This window comes from uncultured Stenotrophomonas sp., assembly GCF_945952405.1.
Classification (GTDB): Bacteria; Pseudomonadota; Gammaproteobacteria; order Xanthomonadales; family Xanthomonadaceae; genus Stenotrophomonas.
The window spans coordinates 58,633-80,030 of the sequence record NZ_CAMFIA010000010.1; the positions used below are offsets into that span (position 1 = coordinate 58,633).

General features: G+C 68.3%; 18 protein-coding genes. 2 read left to right on the top strand and 16 right to left on the bottom strand.

Annotation, left to right across the window (positions count from 1 at the left end):
- The first annotated feature begins 9 nt into the window (after positions 1-9).
- On the top strand, positions 10-810 hold the full coding sequence (locus Q0P60_RS11920) for an MBL fold metallo-hydrolase (protein ID WP_294993311.1): 801 nt from the start codon (positions 10-12) through the stop codon (positions 808-810).
- A 73-nt stretch (positions 811-883) separates the two neighbouring features.
- Here the strand turns inward: Q0P60_RS11920 and Q0P60_RS11925 are convergent, their stop codons facing one another.
- The 3 genes from Q0P60_RS11925 to Q0P60_RS11935 are packed head-to-tail and all read right to left on the bottom strand — an operon-like array spanning position 884 to position 3,043.
- Positions 884-1,447, bottom strand: coding sequence for a hypothetical protein (locus Q0P60_RS11925; protein ID WP_294993314.1), 564 nt, complete (start codon positions 1,445-1,447; stop codon positions 884-886).
- Positions 1,444-2,685, bottom strand: a complete 1,242-nt coding sequence (locus Q0P60_RS11930) for a TonB family protein (protein ID WP_294993317.1) — start codon at positions 2,683-2,685, stop codon at positions 1,444-1,446. Before Q0P60_RS11930 ends, Q0P60_RS11925 begins: the two co-directional genes overlap by 4 nt.
- The gene (locus Q0P60_RS11935) at positions 2,678-3,043 is read right to left on the bottom strand and encodes a BlaI/MecI/CopY family transcriptional regulator (RefSeq protein WP_294993320.1); all 366 of its coding nucleotides are present in this window, start codon (positions 3,041-3,043) and stop codon (positions 2,678-2,680) included. Before Q0P60_RS11935 ends, Q0P60_RS11930 begins: the two co-directional genes overlap by 8 nt.
- Positions 3,044-3,339: 296 nt before the next feature.
- Here Q0P60_RS11935 and Q0P60_RS11940 point away from each other — a divergent pair, with 296 nt between their 5' ends.
- Complete coding sequence (locus Q0P60_RS11940) at positions 3,340-5,292, top strand: acetyl-CoA hydrolase/transferase C-terminal domain-containing protein (RefSeq protein ID WP_294993323.1); 1,953 nt, start codon at positions 3,340-3,342, stop codon at positions 5,290-5,292.
- Positions 5,293-5,410: 118 nt separating this feature from the next.
- Here Q0P60_RS11940 and tkt read toward each other — a convergent pair whose 3' ends face one another.
- The 13 genes from tkt to Q0P60_RS12005 form a co-directional block, all read right to left on the bottom strand.
- The gene (gene tkt / locus Q0P60_RS11945; RefSeq protein WP_294993326.1) at positions 5,411-7,408 is read right to left on the bottom strand and encodes a transketolase; all 1,998 of its coding nucleotides are present in this window, start codon (positions 7,406-7,408) and stop codon (positions 5,411-5,413) included.
- Positions 7,409-7,577: 169 nt separating this feature from the next.
- Positions 7,578-8,897: a dicarboxylate/amino acid:cation symporter gene (locus Q0P60_RS11950; protein ID WP_294993329.1), complete on the bottom strand. Its 1,320-nt coding sequence runs from the start codon at positions 8,895-8,897 to the stop codon at positions 7,578-7,580.
- Between the two features lie 57 nt (positions 8,898-8,954).
- Positions 8,955-10,670: a BatD family protein gene (locus Q0P60_RS11955; protein WP_294993332.1), complete on the bottom strand. Its 1,716-nt coding sequence runs from the start codon at positions 10,668-10,670 to the stop codon at positions 8,955-8,957.
- On the bottom strand, positions 10,667-12,487 hold the full coding sequence (locus tag Q0P60_RS11960) for a VWA domain-containing protein (RefSeq protein ID WP_294993335.1): 1,821 nt from the start codon (positions 12,485-12,487) through the stop codon (positions 10,667-10,669). The genes Q0P60_RS11955 and Q0P60_RS11960 overlap by 4 nt, the downstream gene beginning before the upstream one ends.
- Positions 12,484-13,488, bottom strand: coding sequence for a VWA domain-containing protein (locus Q0P60_RS11965; RefSeq protein WP_294993338.1), 1,005 nt, complete (start codon positions 13,486-13,488; stop codon positions 12,484-12,486). The genes Q0P60_RS11960 and Q0P60_RS11965 overlap by 4 nt, the downstream gene beginning before the upstream one ends.
- Positions 13,485-13,934 (bottom strand): DUF4381 family protein, encoded by a 450-nt coding sequence (locus tag Q0P60_RS11970; RefSeq protein WP_294993341.1) that lies wholly within the window; start codon positions 13,932-13,934, stop codon positions 13,485-13,487. The genes Q0P60_RS11965 and Q0P60_RS11970 overlap by 4 nt, the downstream gene beginning before the upstream one ends.
- Positions 13,931-14,860: a DUF58 domain-containing protein gene (locus Q0P60_RS11975; RefSeq protein WP_294993344.1), complete on the bottom strand. Its 930-nt coding sequence runs from the start codon at positions 14,858-14,860 to the stop codon at positions 13,931-13,933. Before Q0P60_RS11975 ends, Q0P60_RS11970 begins: the two co-directional genes overlap by 4 nt.
- 8 nt (positions 14,861-14,868) lie before the next feature.
- Positions 14,869-15,891 carry a MoxR family ATPase gene (locus Q0P60_RS11980; protein ID WP_294993347.1) on the bottom strand — a complete coding sequence of 341 codons (1,023 nt, stop codon included), beginning with the start codon at positions 15,889-15,891 and terminating at the stop codon, positions 14,869-14,871.
- A 263-nt stretch (positions 15,892-16,154) separates the two neighbouring features.
- Positions 16,155-18,125, bottom strand: a complete 1,971-nt coding sequence (locus Q0P60_RS11985) for a type IV pilus secretin PilQ family protein (RefSeq protein WP_294993350.1) — start codon at positions 18,123-18,125, stop codon at positions 16,155-16,157.
- A 21-nt stretch (positions 18,126-18,146) separates the two neighbouring features.
- Positions 18,147-18,683: a pilus assembly protein PilP gene (locus Q0P60_RS11990; protein WP_294993353.1), complete on the bottom strand. Its 537-nt coding sequence runs from the start codon at positions 18,681-18,683 to the stop codon at positions 18,147-18,149.
- A complete protein-coding gene (gene pilO, locus Q0P60_RS11995; protein ID WP_294993356.1) occupies positions 18,680-19,336 on the bottom strand; it encodes a type 4a pilus biogenesis protein PilO in 657 nt (218 codons plus the stop codon). Before pilO ends, Q0P60_RS11990 begins: the two co-directional genes overlap by 4 nt.
- A complete protein-coding gene (locus Q0P60_RS12000; protein ID WP_294993360.1) occupies positions 19,333-20,253 on the bottom strand; it encodes a PilN domain-containing protein in 921 nt (306 codons plus the stop codon). The genes pilO and Q0P60_RS12000 overlap by 4 nt, the downstream gene beginning before the upstream one ends.
- The gene (locus Q0P60_RS12005) at positions 20,253-21,311 is read right to left on the bottom strand and encodes a pilus assembly protein PilM (RefSeq protein WP_345780331.1); all 1,059 of its coding nucleotides are present in this window, start codon (positions 21,309-21,311) and stop codon (positions 20,253-20,255) included. The genes Q0P60_RS12000 and Q0P60_RS12005 overlap by 1 nt, the downstream gene beginning before the upstream one ends.
- Positions 21,312-21,398 lie beyond the last annotated feature (87 nt).

A 21,398-nucleotide genomic window follows, 5' to 3' on the forward strand; every position in this document is an offset into this window, starting at 1 on the left:
AGAGTTCCAATGTCGGTCCAGGTGCAGTCGTTCTTCCACCGTGACAGCAATACCTTCAGCTACCTGGTCAGCGACCCGGCCAGCGGCGAGGCGGCGCTGATCGACCCGGTCCTGGACTACGACCCGGACACCGACGCCAGCAGTGAATCGCCGCTGCGTGCGGCACTGCAGGCCATCGAACAGCAGGGCCTGCAGCTGCGCTGGCTGCTGGAGACCCATGCCCACGCCGACCACGTATCGGCCGGGCGTCGTCTCAAGCAGCACTTCCCGCAGGCCACGCTGGCCATCGGCGAAGGCATCCGCGCGGTGCAGGCCACCTTCGCCCCCCGTTATGGCCTGCAGCTTGCTGCGGCCGACCAGATCTTCGACCACCTGTTCACCGACGGCGAGACCTTCACCCTCGGCGGACTGCGCGGCCAGGTGATCGCCGTGCCTGGCCACACCAGCGACAGCATCGCCTACCTGATCGGCGATGCACTGTTCACTGGCGACTCGCTGTTCATGCCCGACGGCGGTACCGCCCGCTGCGATTTCCCCGGCGGTGATGCCGCGCAGTTGTACCGCTCGATCCAGCGCCTGCTGGCGCTGCCCGATGCCACCCGCGTGTTCGTCTGCCACGACTACGGTCCCGGCGGCCGTGAGGTCGCCAACGAGACCACCATTGGCGAACAACGCGCGCACAACATCCACGTGCATGACGGCGTGGCCGAGGCCGAGTTCGTCAGCGTGCGCCAGGCCCGCGACGCGACCCTGGCCGAACCGAAACTGATGCAGCCGGCAGTGAAGGCCAACATCCAGGGCGGCGCCTGAGGCGCGCGCAGCACCCGCAGACAGCACATGCCCGCGAGTGCCTGCCCTGCGTGGCAGGACGCCGGCGCCGCGCCTAGCGCCCCTGCATGCGCACCACCTGCTGCCCCTTCACGATCTCGAAAGTGAAGGCATACAACAGGCTCACCGCCACCGGCTCGATGCGCTCGGCGCCACGGCAGTCGCCGCGGTTGGCGGGCACCTTGCCGGCGGCGAAGTGGCAGACCGCTGCGGACGAGTACTTCCACATCGCCACCGCATCCTGCGCTGCCTGCAGCAGGGCTGCGTTTTCAGCTGCGGCACCCGCCGCGCAGTCAGGACGATCGGTCAATGGCACGCTGCGCTCCACATCGCCTTCGGCGCTGACCACCACCTGCAGGCAGATGGTGGTCGGCGCCAGTTCCACCCGCGGATCACGATCGCCCACCTGCGGATCCGGTGCCGTGTGCAACTGTGGCATCCGATAGCCTTCGCCCGCCCCCAGCGCGTACGCCTGCACCTGTCCGCCGCCAGCCCCCTCCTGCGGCTGCAGACGCTGGTGACCGACGCTTTCGCTGCGGGTATCGACGGTTGCCAGGCGGTCCGGGGTCGCACACCCGGCCAGCAGCGCCACCGCCGCCCACAGCGGCGCGGACCTCACTTCGTCTCCTCGGTTTCGTCCATGGCGTAGGTGATGGGAACGCGGATGGCAGCCGCCACCGGTTTGCCGTTCTTCATCGCCGGGCGATAGCTCCAGCTGCGCGCCGCCGCGATCGACACCGCATCGAACACTCCCGGATTGGTCGCCCTGAGCACCTGGACATCGGTGGGATGCCCGTTGGCATCCACTTCCACGCGCAGATCCACCACGCCAACCTGGCGCTGCTCGATGGCGGACTTCGGATAGGACGGCGGTGGCATCTTGTCGACCTGGACCGGACGATCCAGCCCGGCCTTCGCCGCATCCTGCTGGGCGTGCTCGAACGGTTCGACGGCGATCCTTGGGGACCCCGCCGCACTGCCCTGGCTGGCCCAGGCTACCGCGCCCATTCCCAGGCTGACCCCGACCAGCAGCACCTGCCCCGAAACCCACGGCAATGCCTTCCGCTTGGACTGCTTCAACATGGCGATACGCTCCTTCAACACGGGTTGGCTGCGCCAATGGCAGACCGCTGGCGCAACCGGGTGGACCAGCTGCGCCTTCAGCAGCGTGCTGGCGTAGAGACCGCGCAGCGCGGGCTGCGGGGCAACGGTGCGGGCATCACAGGCCAGTTCCTGGTCGCGCAGGAAACGGCGTGCGGCCCATGGCAGAAGCGGGTGGAACCAGAACAGCACGCGCATCAGCAGCAGCGCGCCATTGGCCCAGTGATCGCCGTTACGGCGGTGGCTCTGCTCGTGTTGCAGGATCAGCGCCTGTTCCTGTGCATCGAACTGCTGGTCGAAGTCAGGGCCGACCACGATGCGCGGGCGCCACAGGCCGACCAGCGCCGGCAGGCCGGGATCGGCGCTGGCCTGCCAGCTGCCATCGGCACGCGGCTGCAACGCGCCCAGGCTGCGTTCAAAGCGACGCTGCGCGCGCAGGTCACGCAGCAGGCAGAGGCCGGCACCCAGCGCCCAGGCCACCAGCAGCAGCCCCGCCCAGGGCAACGACGGCCCGGCGATGCCCTCGACGGCACCGGGCACCACGTTCAGCGGCAGCGTGGGCACCTGCTGCAGCAGCGCCACCTGTGGCAGCGGCAGCCGCAATGCCACCAGCAACAACGGCAGCAGCCACCAGCTGCGGTAGGCCAGCGTTGCGCCGCCGAGCCTCACCAGCAGCGGCCGCAGCGCCGCCAGCAGGGCCACGCCCGCCGCCAGCCACAGGCTGGCCTGGAACAGTCCAGCGAGCAGTTCATTCATGGTCCAGCTCCTGGATCAGCTTCTTCAGTTCGGCGATGTCCTGCGCGCTCAACTGGCCACGCTCGCTGAAATGCGCCACCAGCGGCGCCACCCGGCCTTCGAAGACCCGCCCGATGAAATCCTGGCTCTGCGCCTCCACCCATGCCTGGCGCTGCAGCAGCGGTCGGTACAGGTAACGGCGGCCGTCGCGTTCGGCGGCAATTGCGCCCTTGGTCAGCAGGCGGTTGAGCAGAGTCTTGATGGTCGGCTCGGCCCAGTCGCGGTGGGCCAGCGCCGCGACCACCTCCTCGGCGCTACGCGGTGCCTGCTGCCACAGCACCTCCATCACAACGGCTTCGGCTTCGCTGATCGGGGTCATGGTTTACATCCGTAATCGACAAATTGATTACGCGCGTAATCGATCGACCTGTCAAGCCCCTCGGCTCCGGATTCATCCCCGTTGCGGCCACATCGGTCATGCCTGCCCCGGCGGCCACGGGATCGACAAAGGCAAGATCGTGCGTGCACGCGTTGCGCCGTGGTCATGCGCCGTGCACGCCGCATGACCGCGGCGATGGCCGGCGCAGGGTGTCCGGCGTGGACGTCCCGCGTCGACGGACGTTCAAGCCCGGCATGCTGTAATGCCCGCACTCCCCACACGCAGGACCGCCACGCATGACCGAACACCTCACCGACCTGGACGCCGCCGTCGACTGGTTGTTTGCGCGCGTGGACGGGCCGCTGCGGATCGGGGCACCGCTGGCGCTGGGCAAGCCGCACCGGCTGCTCAATGCCGTGTACGCACGCGTCGAGCATGATCCGTCGCGGCCATTGCAGCTGTACACCGCATTGTCGCTGAACCCACCGAAGGCACGCGGCAACGGCCTGGAAGCACGCTTCATGGCGCCCTTCGCGCAGCGTCATTTCGGCGACGATTTTCCGCGACTGGCCTATGCCGATGCGATCGCACGCGATGCATTGCCGGCACACGTGCAGGTGGAAGAGTTCTACATGCAGTCCGGTGCCCTGCTCGGCTCGCGGCAGGCACAGTCCAGCTACACCAGCCTCAACTACACCCATGCTGCCGATGCGGTCGCCCAGCGCGCGCCGCAGGTGATCGTGCAGAAGGTGGCGATGCGGCCGGACGATCGCCGGCTGTCGCTGTCGTGCAACAACGACATCACCCAGGACACGCTGGATGCGATGACCGCACGTGGCCTGCCGCGACCGCTGCTGATCGCCGAGATCGATCCGCAGCTACCCTACCTGGGTGGCTCGGCAACGGTGGATGTGTCGTTCTTCGACCTGGTGATCACCCCGCCGCCGCCGTACCCGGCGCTGTTCGGCCTGCCGCGCCAGCCGGTCGGCGATGCCGACTATGCCATCGGCCTGTATGCCAGCACCCTGGTGCGCGATGGCGGCACCCTGCAGATCGGCATCGGCACGCTGGCCGACGCGCTCAGCCATGCGCTGGTGCTGCGGCATACCGACAATGCCCGCTACCGCCGCGTGCTGCACGCACTGGATCCGCAGCTGGCCCGCCATCCGCTGGTGCAGGAAATCGGCGGCCTGGACCCGTTTGAAGTGGGCCTGTACGGCTGCAGCGAAATGCTCAACGAGGGCTTCCGCCGGCTGGTGCAGACCGGGGTGATCAAGCGCAAGGTGCATGACGACCTGGCGCTGATGCAGCGCATCGAGAACGGCAGCACGCTGTCCATCGACCACGCCACGCTGGCCGCCGAGGGCGAATACCTGCACGGCGCCTTCTACCTGGGCTCACCGGAATTCTACGAGTGGCTGCGCACGTTGCCGGAAGACGAGTGCCGTGCGATCGGCATGCGCCGCATCAGCGAGATCAACCAGCTGTACGGGGGCAACGAAACGCTGGAGCGGCTGCAACGCCGCCACGCGCGCTTCTTCAACTCCTGCATGATGGCCACTGCGCTGGGCGCGGCGGTGTCGGACGCGCTGGACGATGGGCGCGTGGTGTCCGGCGTGGGCGGCCAGTACAACTTCGTGGCGATGGCGCACGCCCTGCCGGAAGCACGCAGCGTGCTGATGTTCCGCGCCGCACGCGACGACCAGGGCCAGCGCGAATCGAACGTGCGCTGGAACTACGGGCACACCACCATTCCGCGCCACCTGCGCGACATCTACCTCAACGAGTACGGCATTGCCGATCTGCGCGGACTGACCGACGAGGACTGCGTGCATGCGATGGCCGCGATCACCGAGGCGCCGTTCCAGGGCGGCCTGCTGCAGCAGGCACATGCGTCGCGCAAGCTGTTGAAGGCTTCGCAGCCGGATCCCGAACGCCAGCAGCGCAACACGCCGCAGGCGCTGTCCGCTGCGCTGGCACCGTTCCGCGCCGATGGCAGCCTGCCCGACTACCCGCTGGGTAGTGACTTCAACGAGATCGAACAGGTCCTGGTGAAGGCGCTGGGCTGGTTGAAGGCCAACACCCGGACCCGCGGCGAAACGCTGCGCACGGTCTGGGCCGCCCTGCGCCAACCGGCCGGCGATGGCGATGCGGTGTACCTGCAGCGGATGGGCCTGCAGGCACCGAAGGACTTCGCCGAGCGCCTGGACGCGCGGCTCCTGCGCCTGGCCCTGGCACGCACCGCCTGAAAAAAAGGGGACGGAGGGGATTAAGTCGTTTATGCATAAACGACTTAATCCCCTCCGTCCCCTTTTTAGGGAAAGGCCGGCGGGTGCCGGCCTTTCCGGTGTTGCTTCGCGGCGTGGCTTACAGCGCCTTGGCGGCTTCCACCACGTGCGCGGTGGTGATGCCGAAGTGCTTGTACAGCTGGTCGGCCGGGGCCGAGGCACCGAAGGTGTCGATGCCGATCACCGCACCGTCCAGGCCGACGAACTGGCGCCAGAAACCGGTGACGCCGGCTTCCACGGCCACGCGCTTGCGCACGGCGTTCGGCAGCACCGATTCACGGTAGGCCGCATCCTGGCGCAGGAACACGTCGGTGGACGGCATCGAGACCACGCGGGTCTTGATACCGGCCGCATCCAGCTGGGCCTTCGCTTCGGTGGCCAGCGAAACTTCCGAACCGGTGGCGATCAGGATCACGTCCGGGGTGCCGGCGGCATCGGCCAGCACATAGCCACCGCGTTCGATCTGGGCGATCTGCCCGGCATCGCGCGGCTGGTGCGGCAGGTTCTGGCGGCTGAACACCAGGCAGCTCGGGCCGTCCTGGCGGGTGATCGCAGCCTTCCAGCTGACCGCCGATTCCACCGCATCGCACGGACGCCACACGTCGTTGTTCGGGATGTAGCGCAGCGAGGCCAGGTGCTCCACCGGCTGGTGGGTCGGGCCGTCTTCGCCAAGGCCGATCGAGTCGTGGGTGTAGACGTGGATGGCATGGGCCGGAATCAGCGCGCTCATGCGCACGCCGTTGCGGGCGTAGTCGCTGAACACCAGGAAGGTGGCATCGAACGGAATGAAGCCACCGTGCAGGGCCAGGCCATTGGCAATCGCGGTCATGCCGAACTCGCGCACGCCGTAGTACACGTAGTTGGCGTTGGCGTCGTCGCTGGCCACCGACTTGCTGCCCTTCCACAGGGTCAGGTTGGAGTGCGCCAGGTCGGCCGAGCCACCGACGATTTCCGGCAGCAGCGGCGCATAGGCTTCGATCGCCAGCTGCGAGGCCTTGCGCGAGGCGATCGTCGGGCCTTCCGCCGCCACCTGGGCGATGTAGGCATCGGCCTTGGCAACGAAGTCGGCCGGCAGCTCGCCGTGCGAACGGCGGGTCAGCTCGGCGGCTTCAGCCGGGTACTGGCTGGCGTACTTGTCGAACAGCTGTTCCCACTCGGCCTGGCGCAGGGTGCCGGCGCCGTTGGCACGCCAGCCGTCGTAGATCGCCTGCGGGATCTCGAACGGGCCGTACTCCCAGCCCAGCTGCTTGCGGGTGGCTTCCAGCTCGTCCTTGCCCAGCGGCGCGCCGTGGCTGGATTCCTTGCCCGCCTTGTTCGGCGAACCAAAACCAATCGTGGTGCGGCAGCAGATCAGGGTCGGCTTGTCGCTCTGCGACAGCGCGGCCTCGATGCCGGCCTTGATGCTTTCCGGGTCATGGCCATCGACGTCGCGGACCACGTTCCAGCCATAGGCCTCGAAACGCTCCGGCGTGTTGTCGGTGAACCAGCCCTCGACGTTGCCGTCGATGGAGATGTGGTTGTTGTCCCAGAAGCAGACCAGCTTGTGCAGGCCCCAGGTACCGGCCAGCGAAGCGGCTTCATGCGAAACGCCTTCCATCAGGCAGCCATCGCCCATGAACACCCAGGTGCGGTGGTCGACCACTTCCAGCTCCGGGCGGTTGAAGCGCTGTGCCAGCAGCTTCTCGGCCAGCGCGAAGCCGACGGCATTGGCGAAACCCTGGCCGAGCGGGCCGGTGGTGGTTTCCACGCCCGGGGTCTCGTGGCGTTCCGGGTGACCGGCGGTGTGGCTGCCCAGCTGGCGGAACAGCTTGAGCTGCTCGATCGGCAGGTCGTAACCGCTCAGGTGCAGCAGCGCGTACTGCAGCATCGAACCGTGGCCGTTGGACAGCACGAAACGGTCGCGGTTGAACCAGTGCGGATTGCTCGGGTTATGGCGGAGGTAGTCGTTCCAGAGGACTTCGGCGATGTCGGCCATGCCCATTGGCATGCCGGGGTGGCCGGACTTTGCGGTTTCAACCGCATCGGCGGCAAGGAAGCGGATGGCGTTGGCCAACTGGCGACGGGTAGGCTGCGTCATGGTTCTGTCGGAATCGGGAGGCGGCCGCGGACGTGCGGGCGGCCTATTGTCGCAGCTTGAGCGGCGGAGCGCTCGCCCGGCGCCCGGACGCCATGTGAAAAGGGGCCGGATACCGCTCCCTGCGGAGCAGCACCCGGCCCCGATCAGGCCGCCAGCAGGCGGCCTGGAATCAGTCCTGGTGCGGGGTCAGCGCCGGGCCGTCGTGCGACTCGCCCTTGGCCACCAGCGTGGTCAGGGCCAGATCGCCGGTCACGTTCAGCGCGGTGCGGCACATGTCCAGGAAGTGGTTGACGCCCAGGATCAGGCCGATGCCCAGCGGATTCACGCCGACCATCGCGCAGATCATCGCCACCACCGGCAGCGAGCCCGACGGTACGCCCGCGGTGCCGATGCCACCGAGGATGCAGACCGCCATCACCATGATCTGCTGGCCGATGCTCAGGTCCACGCCGAAGAACTGGGCCAGGAAGATCACCGTCACGCCCTCGAACAGCGCCGTGCCGTTCTGGTTGGCGGTGGCGCCCACGGTCAGCACGAAGCGCGACACGCGCTGCGGCAGGCCCATCTGGTCGGCCACGCGCAGCGCGGTCGGCAGGGTGGCATTGCTGGAGGCGGTCGAGAACGCCATCACCGTCGCTTCCTGGGTGTCGCGGAAGAACGACAGCGGGGAACGGCCGGACAGCCACACCGCGGCGCCATAGGTCACGATCATGTGCAGGCCCAGGGCCAGCACCACCACGCCCACGTAGGCACCCAGGCGGATGATCAGCTCGAAGCCGAACAGCGCGGCCAGGTTGAACATGAAGCAGGCCACCGCGTACGGCGCCAGGCGGATGACCAGGTTGATCAGGGTCATCGAGATTTCGAACACGCCTTCGATGGCACGGCGCAGCGGGGCGACCTTCTCGTTGTCGGTCAGCACCATGCCGATGCCGAACATCAGCGCGAAGAACATCAGCGACAGGATCGCGCCGTTGTCCGACGCCGCCTGCAGCACGTTGCTCGGCACGATCGACAGCAGCATGTCCATGCCCTTCGGCGTGCCGTGGATGCCCGCAACGATCTCCTTGCTGCGCTCGGCGTTTTCCGACAGCATCAGGGCAGCGGTCTGCGGATCGACACCGGCCCCCGGCTTGAGCAGGTTGACCAGCACCAGGCCGATGCCCACGGCGATGCCGGACAGCAGCACGGTGTAGGCCAGGGTCTTCCAGCCGATGCGGCCGAGGGCGCGGATGTCACCCATTTCCGACACGCCCATGATCAGCGCCGAGAAGATCAGCGGCACGATCAGCATGAAGATCAGGTTGAGGAACAGCCCCGACGCCGGGGTGGTGACGTAGTCCATTACCCACTTGGCACCGGCCTGCAGACCATCAACGCTGCCGCCCAGGGCGTGCACGATCAGTCCCAGGACCAGGCCGATCGCGAAGCCGATGCCCATCTTCCAATGCAGGGGCAACTTCTTCTTGTCGGCAGCAGCTGCTGTCATACGCGGGTTCCCTCGAAAAATGAATGCACTCTAACAAAGCGCGCAAGCGGCGCCGGTTCAGGTTCGCCGTGGCGGATACAGCGGCGCCAGCCCAGTGTCAGCGGCGGTCGCTGCCGTCGACCAGTGCGGTCCGTCACGGAAGGCGCCGCGCAGACGCGCCCGCAACGACGCCAGATCGCCCTGCCCGCCCCAGCGGGCCTGCTGCAGGTCCTGCAGCACCTGGCGCTGGGCCGGGTCATCAAGCCGCGCGATGACCTGCTCGATGCGTTCAACGCCGGCCATCGCGCACAGCTGCGCTTCCACCTGGTCGAACCCTTCGCCATCCAGCACGCGGCGCAGTTCGGCCAGGCCGGCACGGCCGCCCGCCACAACCGGCACAGCGGGCGCACCTGCCACCGGGGCCATCGCACGCGGGCGGCGGCCACGCTGCCAGCCCCACAACAGGGTCAGCACCCACAGCAGCGCCAGGCCGATGGCGACTGCCATCCACGGCCATGGGCGCTCGGCCATGCCGCTGGCACGCGGATCGGTCGCCGCGATGCGGCTGTCCTGGCCATCGGTACCGGGCAACGCGGCAGCGGTGTCGATCGGCGGCAACGCCGCCGGTGCGCTGCTGCCAGCGCCATTGCCGGCCGCAACCGCCAGGGTCAGGTCCGGCAACGTCGCCTGCTGTGCCTTGCCGCTGCGCACATCCCACCACGGCAGGCGCGGCCCCGGCACCACCAGGGAACCCGGCTGGCGCGGCACGATCGAATAGCGACGGGTGATCTTCAGCCGCGGCGTGCTGCCGTTGAAGGTCTCCTCGTACTGGGCGGGCTCGGCGAACACCTGCGCCGCGCTGCCGACATCGGGCACCGGCAGATCGGTGAACTGCGCACGGGTGGCACCTTCGGCAATCGCCTCGATCACCACATTGGCCGCCTCGCCGGTGCGGGCGCTGGTCGGTGCGCTGGTGTAGCGCAGCTGCAGGCCCTGCAGTGGCAGCCACGGCTGCGGCGCCTGTGCCGGTTGCGCCTGCACCTGCAGGGTGCGGTCGGCGCCGGTGGCCGTCATGCGCCCGTCGCCAGCACCGAAGAAATCATCGAAGAAGCCGCCGGCACTGCGTCCGCTGAAGCGTGCACCGGCCAGCCGCAATGCACCGCTGCGTTCGGGAATCAGCAGGAAACGCCGTTCAACCATGTTGTAGCGGCGGCCGTTGAGCTGGCGCACGTCGGTGCGGTCATCGCCGACGCGCTGCAGCGATGCTCCGGCCGGCGTATCCAGCACCAGTTCGCCGGACGCCAGCTGCGAAGCGAAGTACAGCCGCACCACCACGCCCACGCTCTGCTGCACATACGGGGTTTCGTCATCGACTACGGTCTCGATGAACGCCATCGCGTTGCTGTCCGGGCCGGCCACCGCGGCCGCATCCACCTGCAGGGTCAGCGGCGCGGTACGCACCGTCCCGACCTGCAGCCCCGGCACCACCAGCGCACCGCTGCGCCGGGGCGTCAGCGCCACGCCGTACAGGTTGCGCTGCTGCATGGCGCCGTTGCTCCATTCCACCTGGCGGCTGCTGGTCTGGCCGCTGAGATCGAAGTCGGTACGCAACGGCGTGAAGTCCGGTGCGCCCTGGTCGCTCTCGACGTTGAGGGTGACCGTTTCGCCCATCGCGATCCGCTCACGGTCGAGCCAGGCCCGCGGTTGCGCCCACGCCAGCAGCGGCAGCCACAGCAGCAGCGCCGCCAGTACCTGCCGTGGCCAGCGCCCATGCATGTTGATCGCCCGCGTCATCGCCCTTCCCTCTTCCTGCGTTCGTTTTCCAGCTGGAACTTGGCCCGCAGCAAGGCCCCCGGATCATCCGGTACGCGACGCATCCAGGCCTCCACCGCCTGTTGCTCCTCGCGCTGGCGCGGCGTGCGTCCGTCGCTGGCCGGCACCGGCTTGCCGTCCTTGCCGGCCTCACCCTCGCGTGACTGCTGCATGGCCTGCTGCATGCGCTGGCGCTGCTGCTGGTCGGCCTGCGCCTGTGCCTTGGCATCCTCCACCTGCGGCGGCGCCTGCTGGCCATCCCGGCTGTGTTCGCCGGGCTGCGGGTTCGCTTGCGCCGGGTCCTCACCCGGCTTGGGCTGGCCCTGCTGGCCGGGCTGGGGTTGGCCCTGCCCGGCATCATTGCGGCCTTGCTGTGGTGGCTGTTGTTGCGGATTCTGCTGTTGTTTCTGCTGCCCGTTCCGCGCTGGCGGCTGCGGGCCCTGGCCCTTGCCGCCCGATGACCTGCGCTTGCGTGCGGCATCAACCACGGCACGGTTGGCCACCGCGTCGGCCATGCCGGGATGCAGCGCCAGCGCGCGGTCGTAGGCGGTGATGGCCTCGTCGTAGTTGCCCTGGCGTGCCAGCGCGTTGGCCAGGTTGTACCAGCCCGCATCGCTGTCGATGCCCTCGAACTGCTGGCGGGCCCCGGCGAAATCGCCGTTGCGGTAGGCCTGCACGCCTGCCGCCAGGCGCTGGTGCTGCAGCTGGTCGGCGCGCTTCCACAAGGTGCCTGGCACCGGCTGCGTTGGCGCGGTTGCCGGCGTCTGCGCCTGTACGTCGCCCATCCACGGCAGCAGGCCGACCGCCAGCACCGCGGCCAGCAGCGCGCGGCGACGGAAAGCCAACAACGCCAGCAGCATCACCGGCGGCAGCAGCCAGAAGCCCTCATCACGCCATTGCCTGGCTTCGCCCGGCCGCTGCGCCGCCGCGCCCTCGCGCGCATCAAGCACGCCCAGCGCACGCAGGTCACTGTCGTCGGCGGCGATGCGGGCATAGCGGCCGCCGCCTGCCGTCGCCAGCGCACGCAGGCTGCCTTCATCCAGTGCCGCCTGGCGGATCTGCCCGCTGCCATCGCGATAGGCGGCACCGGCAGGGGTACCCAGGCCCAGCACCGATACCTGCATGCCGAGGCCGCGGGCCTGCGCGGCCGCCAGTGCCGCTTCGCCGTCAGCCTGGTCGGTGACCAGCAGGATCTGGCCCTGCGTCGCGGCGATCTGCCGCATCAAGCGGGTCGCCCAGTCGATACCGCGATCGGCACGCTGGCCATCGCGCGGCATCACATCGGGCGACAGCGCATCCAGATACAGCGCCACGTTGCTGCCGTCGTCGGTCAGCGGTGCCACGGTATAGGCATCGTCGGCATAGGCCACCAGGCCCACCTGCCCGCCCTGGCGCGCGCGCAGCAGTTCCCCCACCTTGGCCCGCGCCTGCAGCAGGCGCGAGGGTGGCAGATCCGTGGCGGTGATCCGGCTGGACAGGTCCAGCACCACCAGCAACGGTGCGCTGGGCTGGAACATCGGTTGTGCCTGTTGGCGCCAGCTCGGCCCGGCCATCGCCAGCGACGCCAGCGTCCAGCCCAGCAGCAGCACCCACGGCAGCCGCGCACGCCGGCGTGCGCCCGCCGCCAGCAGATGCGGCAGCAGGTGTGCATCCACGCTGTGCCGCCACACGTCGCTGCGTCGTTGCCGGTACAGCGCCAGCGCCACGATCACCGGCAGGGCCAGCAGCGCCCACAGCCATTCCGGTCGCAGGAAGTGCAGCGCATTCCAGTCAGGAAGATTGGAAACCAGCGCGATCATCGGCGACGCTCCGGCCACAGCCAGGCCAGCGCGCCCAGCAGCAGCGCCAGGCCCAGCGGCCAGGCATAGCGCTCTTCGCGCGGGCGCAGGCTCGGTCCCTTCGCCGCAATCGGCTCCAGCCGGTCCAGCTCGGCATAGATGCCGGCCAGCTGCGCGGTATCCCGTGCACGGAAGAACCGGCCACCGGTCATGCCGGCGATCTGCTTCAGCGTGGCCTCGTCAACCGGGTCCTGGTCGGCGGAAATGGGAATGCCGAGGAAACGCATGCTGCCATCGCCACCAAACGCGACGGTGTGGATCCGCACACCTTCGGCGCGCGCGACTTCGGCGGCGCGCAGCGGCTCCAGCACGCCGGCATTGCTGACGCCGTCGGTCAACAGGATCAGCACGCGCTGGCCCGCCGGCTGGCTGCGCAGGCGCTTCACGGCCAGGCCGATGGCGTCGCCGATGGCGGTTTCACGCCCGGCCAGGCCCACCACGCTGTCGCGCAGCTGGTCACGCACGCTGGTCAGGTCGGCCGTCAGCGGGGTGAGCGTATAGGCCCGGTCACCGAAGATCAGCAGGCCGATGCGATCCCCGGCGCGGCGGTCGAGGAAGTCGGCCAGCACCGCCTTGGCGGCGGTCAGCCGTTCCACGGCCTGGCCGCCCAGCACCATGTCGCCTTCGCTCATGCTGCCGGACACATCCATCGCCAGCATCATCTGCCGTCCCTGCTGCGGGGGCGTGATCGCTTCGCCGAGCTGCTGCGGGCGCGCAAGCGCGACGCACAGCGCGCACCAGCCCAGCCACAGCAGCAGCGTGCGCAGCCACGACACATCAACACGGCCACCACCGGCCAGCGCTTCCAGTTCGCTGGCTGCATAGGGCACGCGCAACGCCGCACCCGGCTCGGCAGGGCGCTTCCACAGATGCATCAGCAGCGGCAGCGGCAACGCCAGCAGCGCCAGCGGCCATGCCAGCTGCAGGTCGGGCCACGGCCAGTAACTTGCCAGCAGGTTCATCGGCGGCGCTCCAGCAGCATCGCCAGGTAGCGCTCACGCGCCCAGCTGCGCACGGAGGCCACTTCGGTGGCGTCCACTCGCGGGCGGTAGGCACCTTCGGCCAGCAGGCTGCGGCGCGCTTCGGGCAATGTGCCCTGCGGGTCCACGCGTTGCCACCAGGCCGCGTCACGCAGCGATTCGCTGCCCGGCCGTGCATGCCGTGCAGCACGCCGCAGCAGGCCCGCAATCGCCGCCAGTTCCGCGCTGGCCTCGGTGCAGGCCGCCAACTCCTGGTCGAACACCTGCAACCAGCGCTGGCGCCGCCGGTGGCGCTTCCACCACAGCAAGGCCAGCACCACGATCACCAGCACCAGCGCGCCGCCGATCATCAGGTATCCGGGCGCCGGCGGCCACCACGGCGGCGCCGGCGGCAGCTGCACATCGCGCAGCGGCAGGGTGGCACTCATGCCGGCACCTCGGTCGGCGACGGCGCCAGCCAGGCATCACTGGGCGCGTCGGTGGACAGCACCTGCACATCGACGCGACGCGCACCGAGCTGGCGCCGCAGTTCCTGCAGCGGCTCGACGAAGTGCGCCTGCCAGTGGGCCTGCACCTCGCTGCGGCGCAGATCGAGCCCGATCCGCTGCTGCGCGGTCTGGAACTGCAACGCGGCCGACGGCGGCTGCAGTTCCAGCGGATCGACCAGCAGCACCAGGCTGAGGTCATGGTGCTGGGCCAGCGCGCTCCAGCGCACCGCGGGAATGCGTGCCGCCTGCTGCGGGTCGGCCAGCACCAATATGCGTGCGCCAGGGCGCAGCACGCGGGCGGCGTGATCGAGCGCACGCTCCAGGCCCAGATCATCAGCAGGCGGCTGCGCATACCAGCGCGTCAGCGCGTCGAGCACGCGCAGTACGCCGCGCGGCCCACCCGCAGGCGCAACCGGCGGCTCGCGATCACTGCCGCGCAGCGCCCCGATGCGGTCGCCACGACGCTGCGCCGACCATGCGGCAACGGCACCCGCGCGCGCGGCCTGCACCGACTTGAAGCGCACCCGGGTGCCGAAGTACAGCGCCGGCGAGGTATCCGCCACGATCAGGCTGACCCGCTCGCGCTCGGCCTGGAACAGTTTGGTATGCGCGCGACCGGTACGTGCGGTCACGCGCCAATCGATGTGCCGTGCATCATCGCCGGCCACGTACTCGCGTGACTCGGCATATTCCATGCCACGCCCGCGCAACGGAGACGGTGCCTGCCCGGCGTTGCCGGCACGGCCCCGGCGCGGCGGCGGTGGCCGCTGTGCCAGGCGGCGCAGGGCCACCAGTTCAGAGAGTTGCGGGCGCAGTCCGTCGCCGTCGCTGGCGATGGATGCGGATTCCAGGGTTGATCCGGTCATGCGCAGGCTCAGGGCGCCGGCACCCGGGCCAGCAGCTCCTGCACCAGGCGTTCGCCATCCCAGCCTTCGGCGGTGGCCTCGTAGCTGGGCAGCACGCGATGGCGCAGCACGTCTGCGGCGACCGCGCGTACATCGTCGGGGGTAACGAAGTCACGCCCCGCCAGCCACGCCCGCGCACGTGCGCAGCGCTCCAGCGCGATGGAGCCACGCGGGCTTGCGCCCCAGGCGATACGGCGGCCCAGCCCGGCGTCATAGCGCGACGGTTCACGCGAGGCCAGCACCAGCTCGATCAGGTAACGTTCCAGCGCGGGCGCCATGTGCAGGTCCAGCACTTCGCGGCGGGCATCGAACACATCCTGCATCGGCATCTTCTCCGCCACCGGTGCAGCCTCGCCCAGCGCGCCACGGGCACGCTCGCGCGCCAGGCGCAGGATCTCCGACTCGGCGGCCTGGTCCGGGTAGCCGATGCGCACATGCATCAGGAAGCGGTCCAGCTGCGCTTCGGGCAGGGGGAACGTGCCTTCCTGTTCGATCGGATTCTGCGTGGCCATCACCAGGAACAGCGGCGGCAACGCATAGGTATGCCGCCCAACGGTGACCTGGCGTTCACCCATCGCTTCCAGCAGCGCCGACTGCACTTTGGCGGGCGCACGGTTGATTTCGTCGGCCAGCAGGATCGGATGGAAGATCGGGCCAGGCACGAATTCGAAGCGGCCTTCCTGCGGGCGCCAGATCTCGGTACCGGTCAGGTCGGCCGGCAGCAGGTCGGGGGTGAACTGCACGCGGGCGAAATCGGCCTCCAGGCGCGAGGCCAGCGCACGGATGGCCGTGGTCTTGGCCAGCCCCGGTGCGCCCTCCACCAGCAGGTGGCCGTCCGCCAGCAGCGCGATCAGCAGGCGCTCAACCAGCGCGGCCTGGCCGACGATCTCGGCTGACAGTGCGTCACGCAGCTGGTTGAAGGCCAGATGCAGGCGGGAGGACGCCGGCGCAGGCGGCGGAACGGTTTCGGGCATCGGCGGTGGCAGGTTCATGGGGGCCTTTGACCGGCGCGGGACGGCACGGGTTCCCGCCATCATCGCAGGGTGCTCCCGGGAAGGCATCAAGAACGGCTGAATGGCCATCCACGCAGGGCGTGGATCTACCGCTATCCACGCAGGGCGTGGATCTACTGGTATCCACGCATGGCGTGGATCTACTGGCATCCGCTCAGGGCGTGGATCCGGCGGTTACGGCCGGCGCAAACGAACAAGGGCCGCACGCGGCGGCCCTTGTTCGGGGTGCAGCGGGTGCGGGCTCAGTTCTGCTTGGCCACGCGCAGCACCTTCGGCGTCACGAACACCAGCAGCTCGGCCTTGTCCTTGCTGCGGCCGCGCTTCTTGAACAGGTTGCCCAGGAACGGCACGTCGCCCAGGAACGGCACCTTGCTCACGCTGCTGCGGTCGGTGAACTCGTACACGCCACCGATGACCACGGTCTGGCCGTCATCCACCAGCACCGCAGTGTTGACTTCGCGGCGGTTGATTTCCGGCACGGTGCCGTAGCCCTGCAGCTGGATCAGGCGCTCGACCTCGTCCTTCTTCAACTGCATGTTGAGGAACACGCGGTTGTCGTTGGTGATGGTCGGGGTCACCTTCAGCTCCAGCACCACTTCCTTGAACTGCACGTTCGGCGTGGCAATGCCGCCGCTGCCGCCACCGCTGATGGTGACGTAGCCGATTTCCTTGCCCTGCTTGATCAGTGCTTCACGCTGGTTGGTGGTGACCACGCGCGGGTTGGAGATCACTTCGCCGCGGGCTTCTTCCTGCATTGCCGACAGTTCAACGTCCAGCAGGTAGCCGGCATTGAGGATCGACAGCGCCAGCGAGCCCGGTGCGCTGTTCGATACGGCCGGAAGGTTGAAGTTCAGGCCGCGGGCGATCGACGGCAGCAGCGCCACCGGCGGCGGGCCGACACTGCCACCGGCTTGCCAGTCGCGGTAGGCCTTGGCATTGGTCGCTTCGGTATCGACCTGCGACTTGCGGGTGTCCGCGTTGGATTTCAGGTCGCCACTGAAGTACACGTTGTCACGGCTGCCACTGATGCCGAACTTGGCGCCCAGTTCGCGGGCGAAGGTATCGGTGGCGATGACGATGCGGCTTTCGATCAGCACCTGGTCGACCGGCCGGTCGATCACACCGATCAGTTCACGCATGCGCGCGATCTTCTTCGGGATGTCACTGATCATCAGCGTGTTGGTGCGCTCGTCGGCGACGATACGGCCGCGCGAGGACAGGAAGCCACTCTCTTCCTGCGACGTCGAGCCACTACCACCGGCACCGCTGCCGCCGCTGTTGCCACCGATGCCCTTGGCTTCGGTCAGCGCTTTGAAGATCTGGGTGGCGCTGTGGTAGTTGATCTGGATGTAGTCGGTGACCAGGTCCTCGCGGTTCTCGATGGCGATGCGCGCGTCTTCCTTCTCCTGCTCGAACTTGGCCAGTTCCGCCTGCGGCGCGACCCAGATCACGCTGCCGTCGCGACGCTTGTCCAGGCCCTTGGCACGCAGCACGATGTCCAGCGCCTGGTCCCACGGCACGTTGACCAGGCGCAGGGTCACATTGCCCTGCACCGAATCGGAGGCAACCACGTTGAGGTTGGATTCCTCGGCGATCAACTGCAGGACCGTGCGCACCGGCACGTCCTGGAAGTTGAAGGTCACCGGCTTGCCGGTGAATCCGCGCTGGCCCACGGCCTTGGCGGCCTGGGTGACGCTGCCGGCGGTCACTGCACCGACCGCGGCCGGTGCCTGCCGCGGGCTGATCTCGACCACGTACTCGTTGCCGCTCTGGTAGGCCAGCGATTCCACCGCGCCACCGGTGCTCAGCACCAGCTGGGTGCCGGCGCCGGACGGCTTGGCGTCGATGCGCTGCACCGGCGTGGCGAAGTCGGTGACGTTCATCGGCTTCTGCAGGTTGGCCGGCAGCCGGGCATTGCCGACATCGACCACCACGCTGTTGCCCTGCGTACGCAGGTCCGGAACCGCGCCCTGGCCGTCGAACTGGACGATCAGGCGTCCAGCGCCGTCATCGCCACGCTTGAAATCGATCTTGGCCACCGACAGGCCGGCCGGCGCGGTCGCCGGCGCCACGGTGGCACCCACCGGCTTTTCCGCCGGTGCGGCGGCCAGGGCCGGAGCGCAGGCCAGCATCAGCGCGACTCCCAACGCGCTGATACGGTTCAAGGTAGAGCGCCGGATGGGACGCAGCCCCTTGGCTTGGTGAAAGGTCATCGTGCTATCCCCAGTAAACGATCATTGATCTTCAAGCGAGAGCGTTGCCGGCCGTTCCAGCCAGCCGCCCGCGCCATCCGGCACCAGTTCGATCAGCTCCACGCGGTCCTCGAAGACCGCCGTGACCCGTCCGTCACTCTGCCCGAGGTAACCGCCCGGGCGCACCCGGTAGGTCACCTTGTCCGGCCCCATCACCAGCGCCACGGTACCTGCGCCGGTGCCGATGGTACCGACCATGTCCAGCGCATCCAGCGGGAAGCCTTCCAGCGGCTCCTTGCGCCGGTTCGGATCCGGACGCAATCCGCCATTCCCCTGCTGCGGATTGGTCCAGGCATCGGTGAACGGATCGCGCATGCCCTGCGCGGAGTATTCGAAGGTTTCGAACTGCTGCATCACCGGCAGCGGCTCCAGCGGTTGCGCCGGTCGCGCGCGCTCGCCTTCCACCCACTTCTCGAGGTTGGGCGCATCGCCCGGCGTGCTGGTCACGTCGCGGCCGCAGGCGGCCAGCAACAGGACCGAGGCCACCAGGGCACCCCGTACAAGGAAGGAACGGATCACTTCTTGCCCTCCTTGCCGGCTTCAACCTTCTGCTGTTCCTGCACCTCGGTCTCGTCCAGGTAGCGATAGGTCTTGACCGTGCCGGACAGTTCCAGCGCGCCGCTGCGGACGTTGCCGCTGGTCTTGTCCTTGGGCTTCAGGTTGATGTCGTGCATGGTCAGGATCACCACCCGCGGCAGCGAGGCCACGCCGCTGACGAAAGCACCGAACTGGTGGTAGCTGCCCACCATCCGCAGCTTGATCGGCTTCTCGGCGTAGAACTCCTTGATCTGCTCCTGCTCGGGCTCGAACAGCTCGTTGGTCAGGCCGCTGGACAACGCGGTCTGCGAGATGTCGATGATCAGGTCGGGCATTTCCGTCTTGCTCGGCAGCTGCCGCAGCATCTGCTGCAGCACCTGTTCCATCTGCGCCAGCTGTTGCTTCAGCGGTGCCAGGTTCACCGCGCGTTCCTGCTGCTTGGTGAACTCGGCACGCAGCTCGGCTTCCTTCGACTCCAGGCCGGCCAGTTCATCGCGCTTGCCGCTGATCAGCAGCATCCACGCCAGGAACATGATCACCAGCGCCAGCACCGTGCAGAACACGATCTTGGCCTTCTGCGGCCAGTTGCCGATGTCGTTGAAATCCAGGTTCTTCAGGTCGATTTTCTGGCTCATGCGCGATCCCCCTGCAACGGGGCGATGAAGGCCTGCGGCGGCTGCGCCAGGCGGCTGCCCTCCGGCTTCGGTGCGGGCTTGGCCGCCGGTGCGGGTGCGGCAACCGGCTGGTTCGGCTTGGCCGGTGCACTGGCCGGTGCCGCAGCAGGTGCTGCCGGCGCCGGCGCGGCCGGGTTCGCTGCCGGGCCTGCGCCCGGAGCCACCTGCGCGGCAGGCGTGGCAGCGTCGGGGCCTGCGGCGAGCGGTGCCACCGGTGCCGGTGCCGGCGGTGGTGCGGTAGCGGCGGTCGCGACCGTGCCATCGGCGTTCAGCCCCGGTGCCGCGGTGACCTCTTCGCTCTGTGCCGGCAATTTCACCTTGACCACGAACACGTACGGCAGCGCCTTGATGTCGGCCAGCGGACCGGCCTTGCCGTCCTTGTCCTTCTCGGGATCACGCGCCTCGATGATCGACAGTTCCGGGTTGGTCATCCAACCGGACGTCTCGAGGTTGCGCATATAGGCCGAAACACGCGCATTGGACTGGGTGCGGCCCTCCAGGGTCAGCACGTCGCCTTCCTGCTTCAACGCGGTCAGCACCACGCCGTCCGGGATCGTGCGCACCAGCGCATCGAACAGGTGGACCATCTGCGAGCGCTTGGCCTGCAGTTCCTCGATCACCTTCTTGCGTGCCAGCAGGCGATCCTTCTGCGCGTCGAGGCGATCGATCTCCTTGTTCTGTTCCTTGACCTTCTCGATCTCGGCTTCCAGATAGGTGTTGCGGTCCATCTGGCCGCTCACCTGGCGGTCGTAGTAGAACCAGATCAGCAGCGACAGCAGCAGGCCACCCACGGCGGCCATGCCCAGCATTGCGTAGAACTCGCGCTGGCGTTGCTTGCGCCGTTCGGCGCGCCAGGGCAATAGATTGATACGTGCCATCAGTCGAAGCTCCTCAGCGCCAGACCGGTGGCGATCATCAGCGCGGGAGCATCCTGGGCCAGCGCATGCGCGTTCACCTTCGGGCCCAGGGTCATCTGCGCCAGCGGGTTGGCGATCACGGTCGGCACGCCCAGCTGTTCCTCGACCATCTCCGGCAGGCCCCCCAGCACGGCGCAACCGCCGGCCAGCACGATGTGGTCGACGCGGTTGAATTCACTGCCGGCATAGAAGAACTGCAGCAGGCGACTGATCTGCTGGACCGTGGCTTCCTTGAACGGCTCCAGCACTTCCACCTCGTAGCTCTCCGGCAGCCCGCCCTGGCGCTTGGCCAGTCCGGCTTCCTCGTAGCTCAGGCCGTAGCGGCGCATGATCTCGTCGGTCAGCTGCTTGCCGCCGAACACCTGTTCGCGGCTGTACAGGCTGCGGCCGCCGCGCAGGACGTTGAGGGTGGTCATGGTGGCGCCGATATCGACCAGCGCGACCACGCCGTCGATCGACACCGGCAGCTCGCTGGCAACCAGGGCGTAGGCGTTCTCGACCGCGAAGGCCTCCACGTCCATCACCTTGGCCTGCAGGCCGCCCAGTTCCAGCGCTGACTGGCGCAGCTCGACGTTCTCCGAACGCGACGCGGCCAGCAGCACCTGGACCATCTCCGGGTTGTTCGGGATCGCCCCGATCACCTCGAAGTCCAGGTTCACTTCCTCGATCGGGTACGGAATGTAGTTGACCGCTTCCAGCTCGATCTGGGCTTCCATGTCGTTCTCGTCGAGCTCGGCCGGCATCGGGATCACCTTGGTGATCACCGCCGACCCGGCGACGGCGGCAGCGGCCAGCTTGGCCTTGCTGCCTGAACGGTTCATCGCACGGCGGATGGCCTCACCCACGGCCTCCACTTCGACGATGTTCTTCTCCACCACCGCATTCGGCGGAAGAGGTTCCACAGCGTAGTGTTCCACACGGAAACGATTGCCGCTGCGGGACAGCTGCAAAAGCTTTACCGCAGTCGAACTGATGTCGACGCCTACAAGCGGCGACTGACTTTTTGGGATGAGCCCCACGGTTTCTCCCCTGCCGACGGGCACTTGGACGCAAGACCTGCGTCCGAGCATTAATAACGTATTCTTAGCAAATGGCAACGGCCCTGC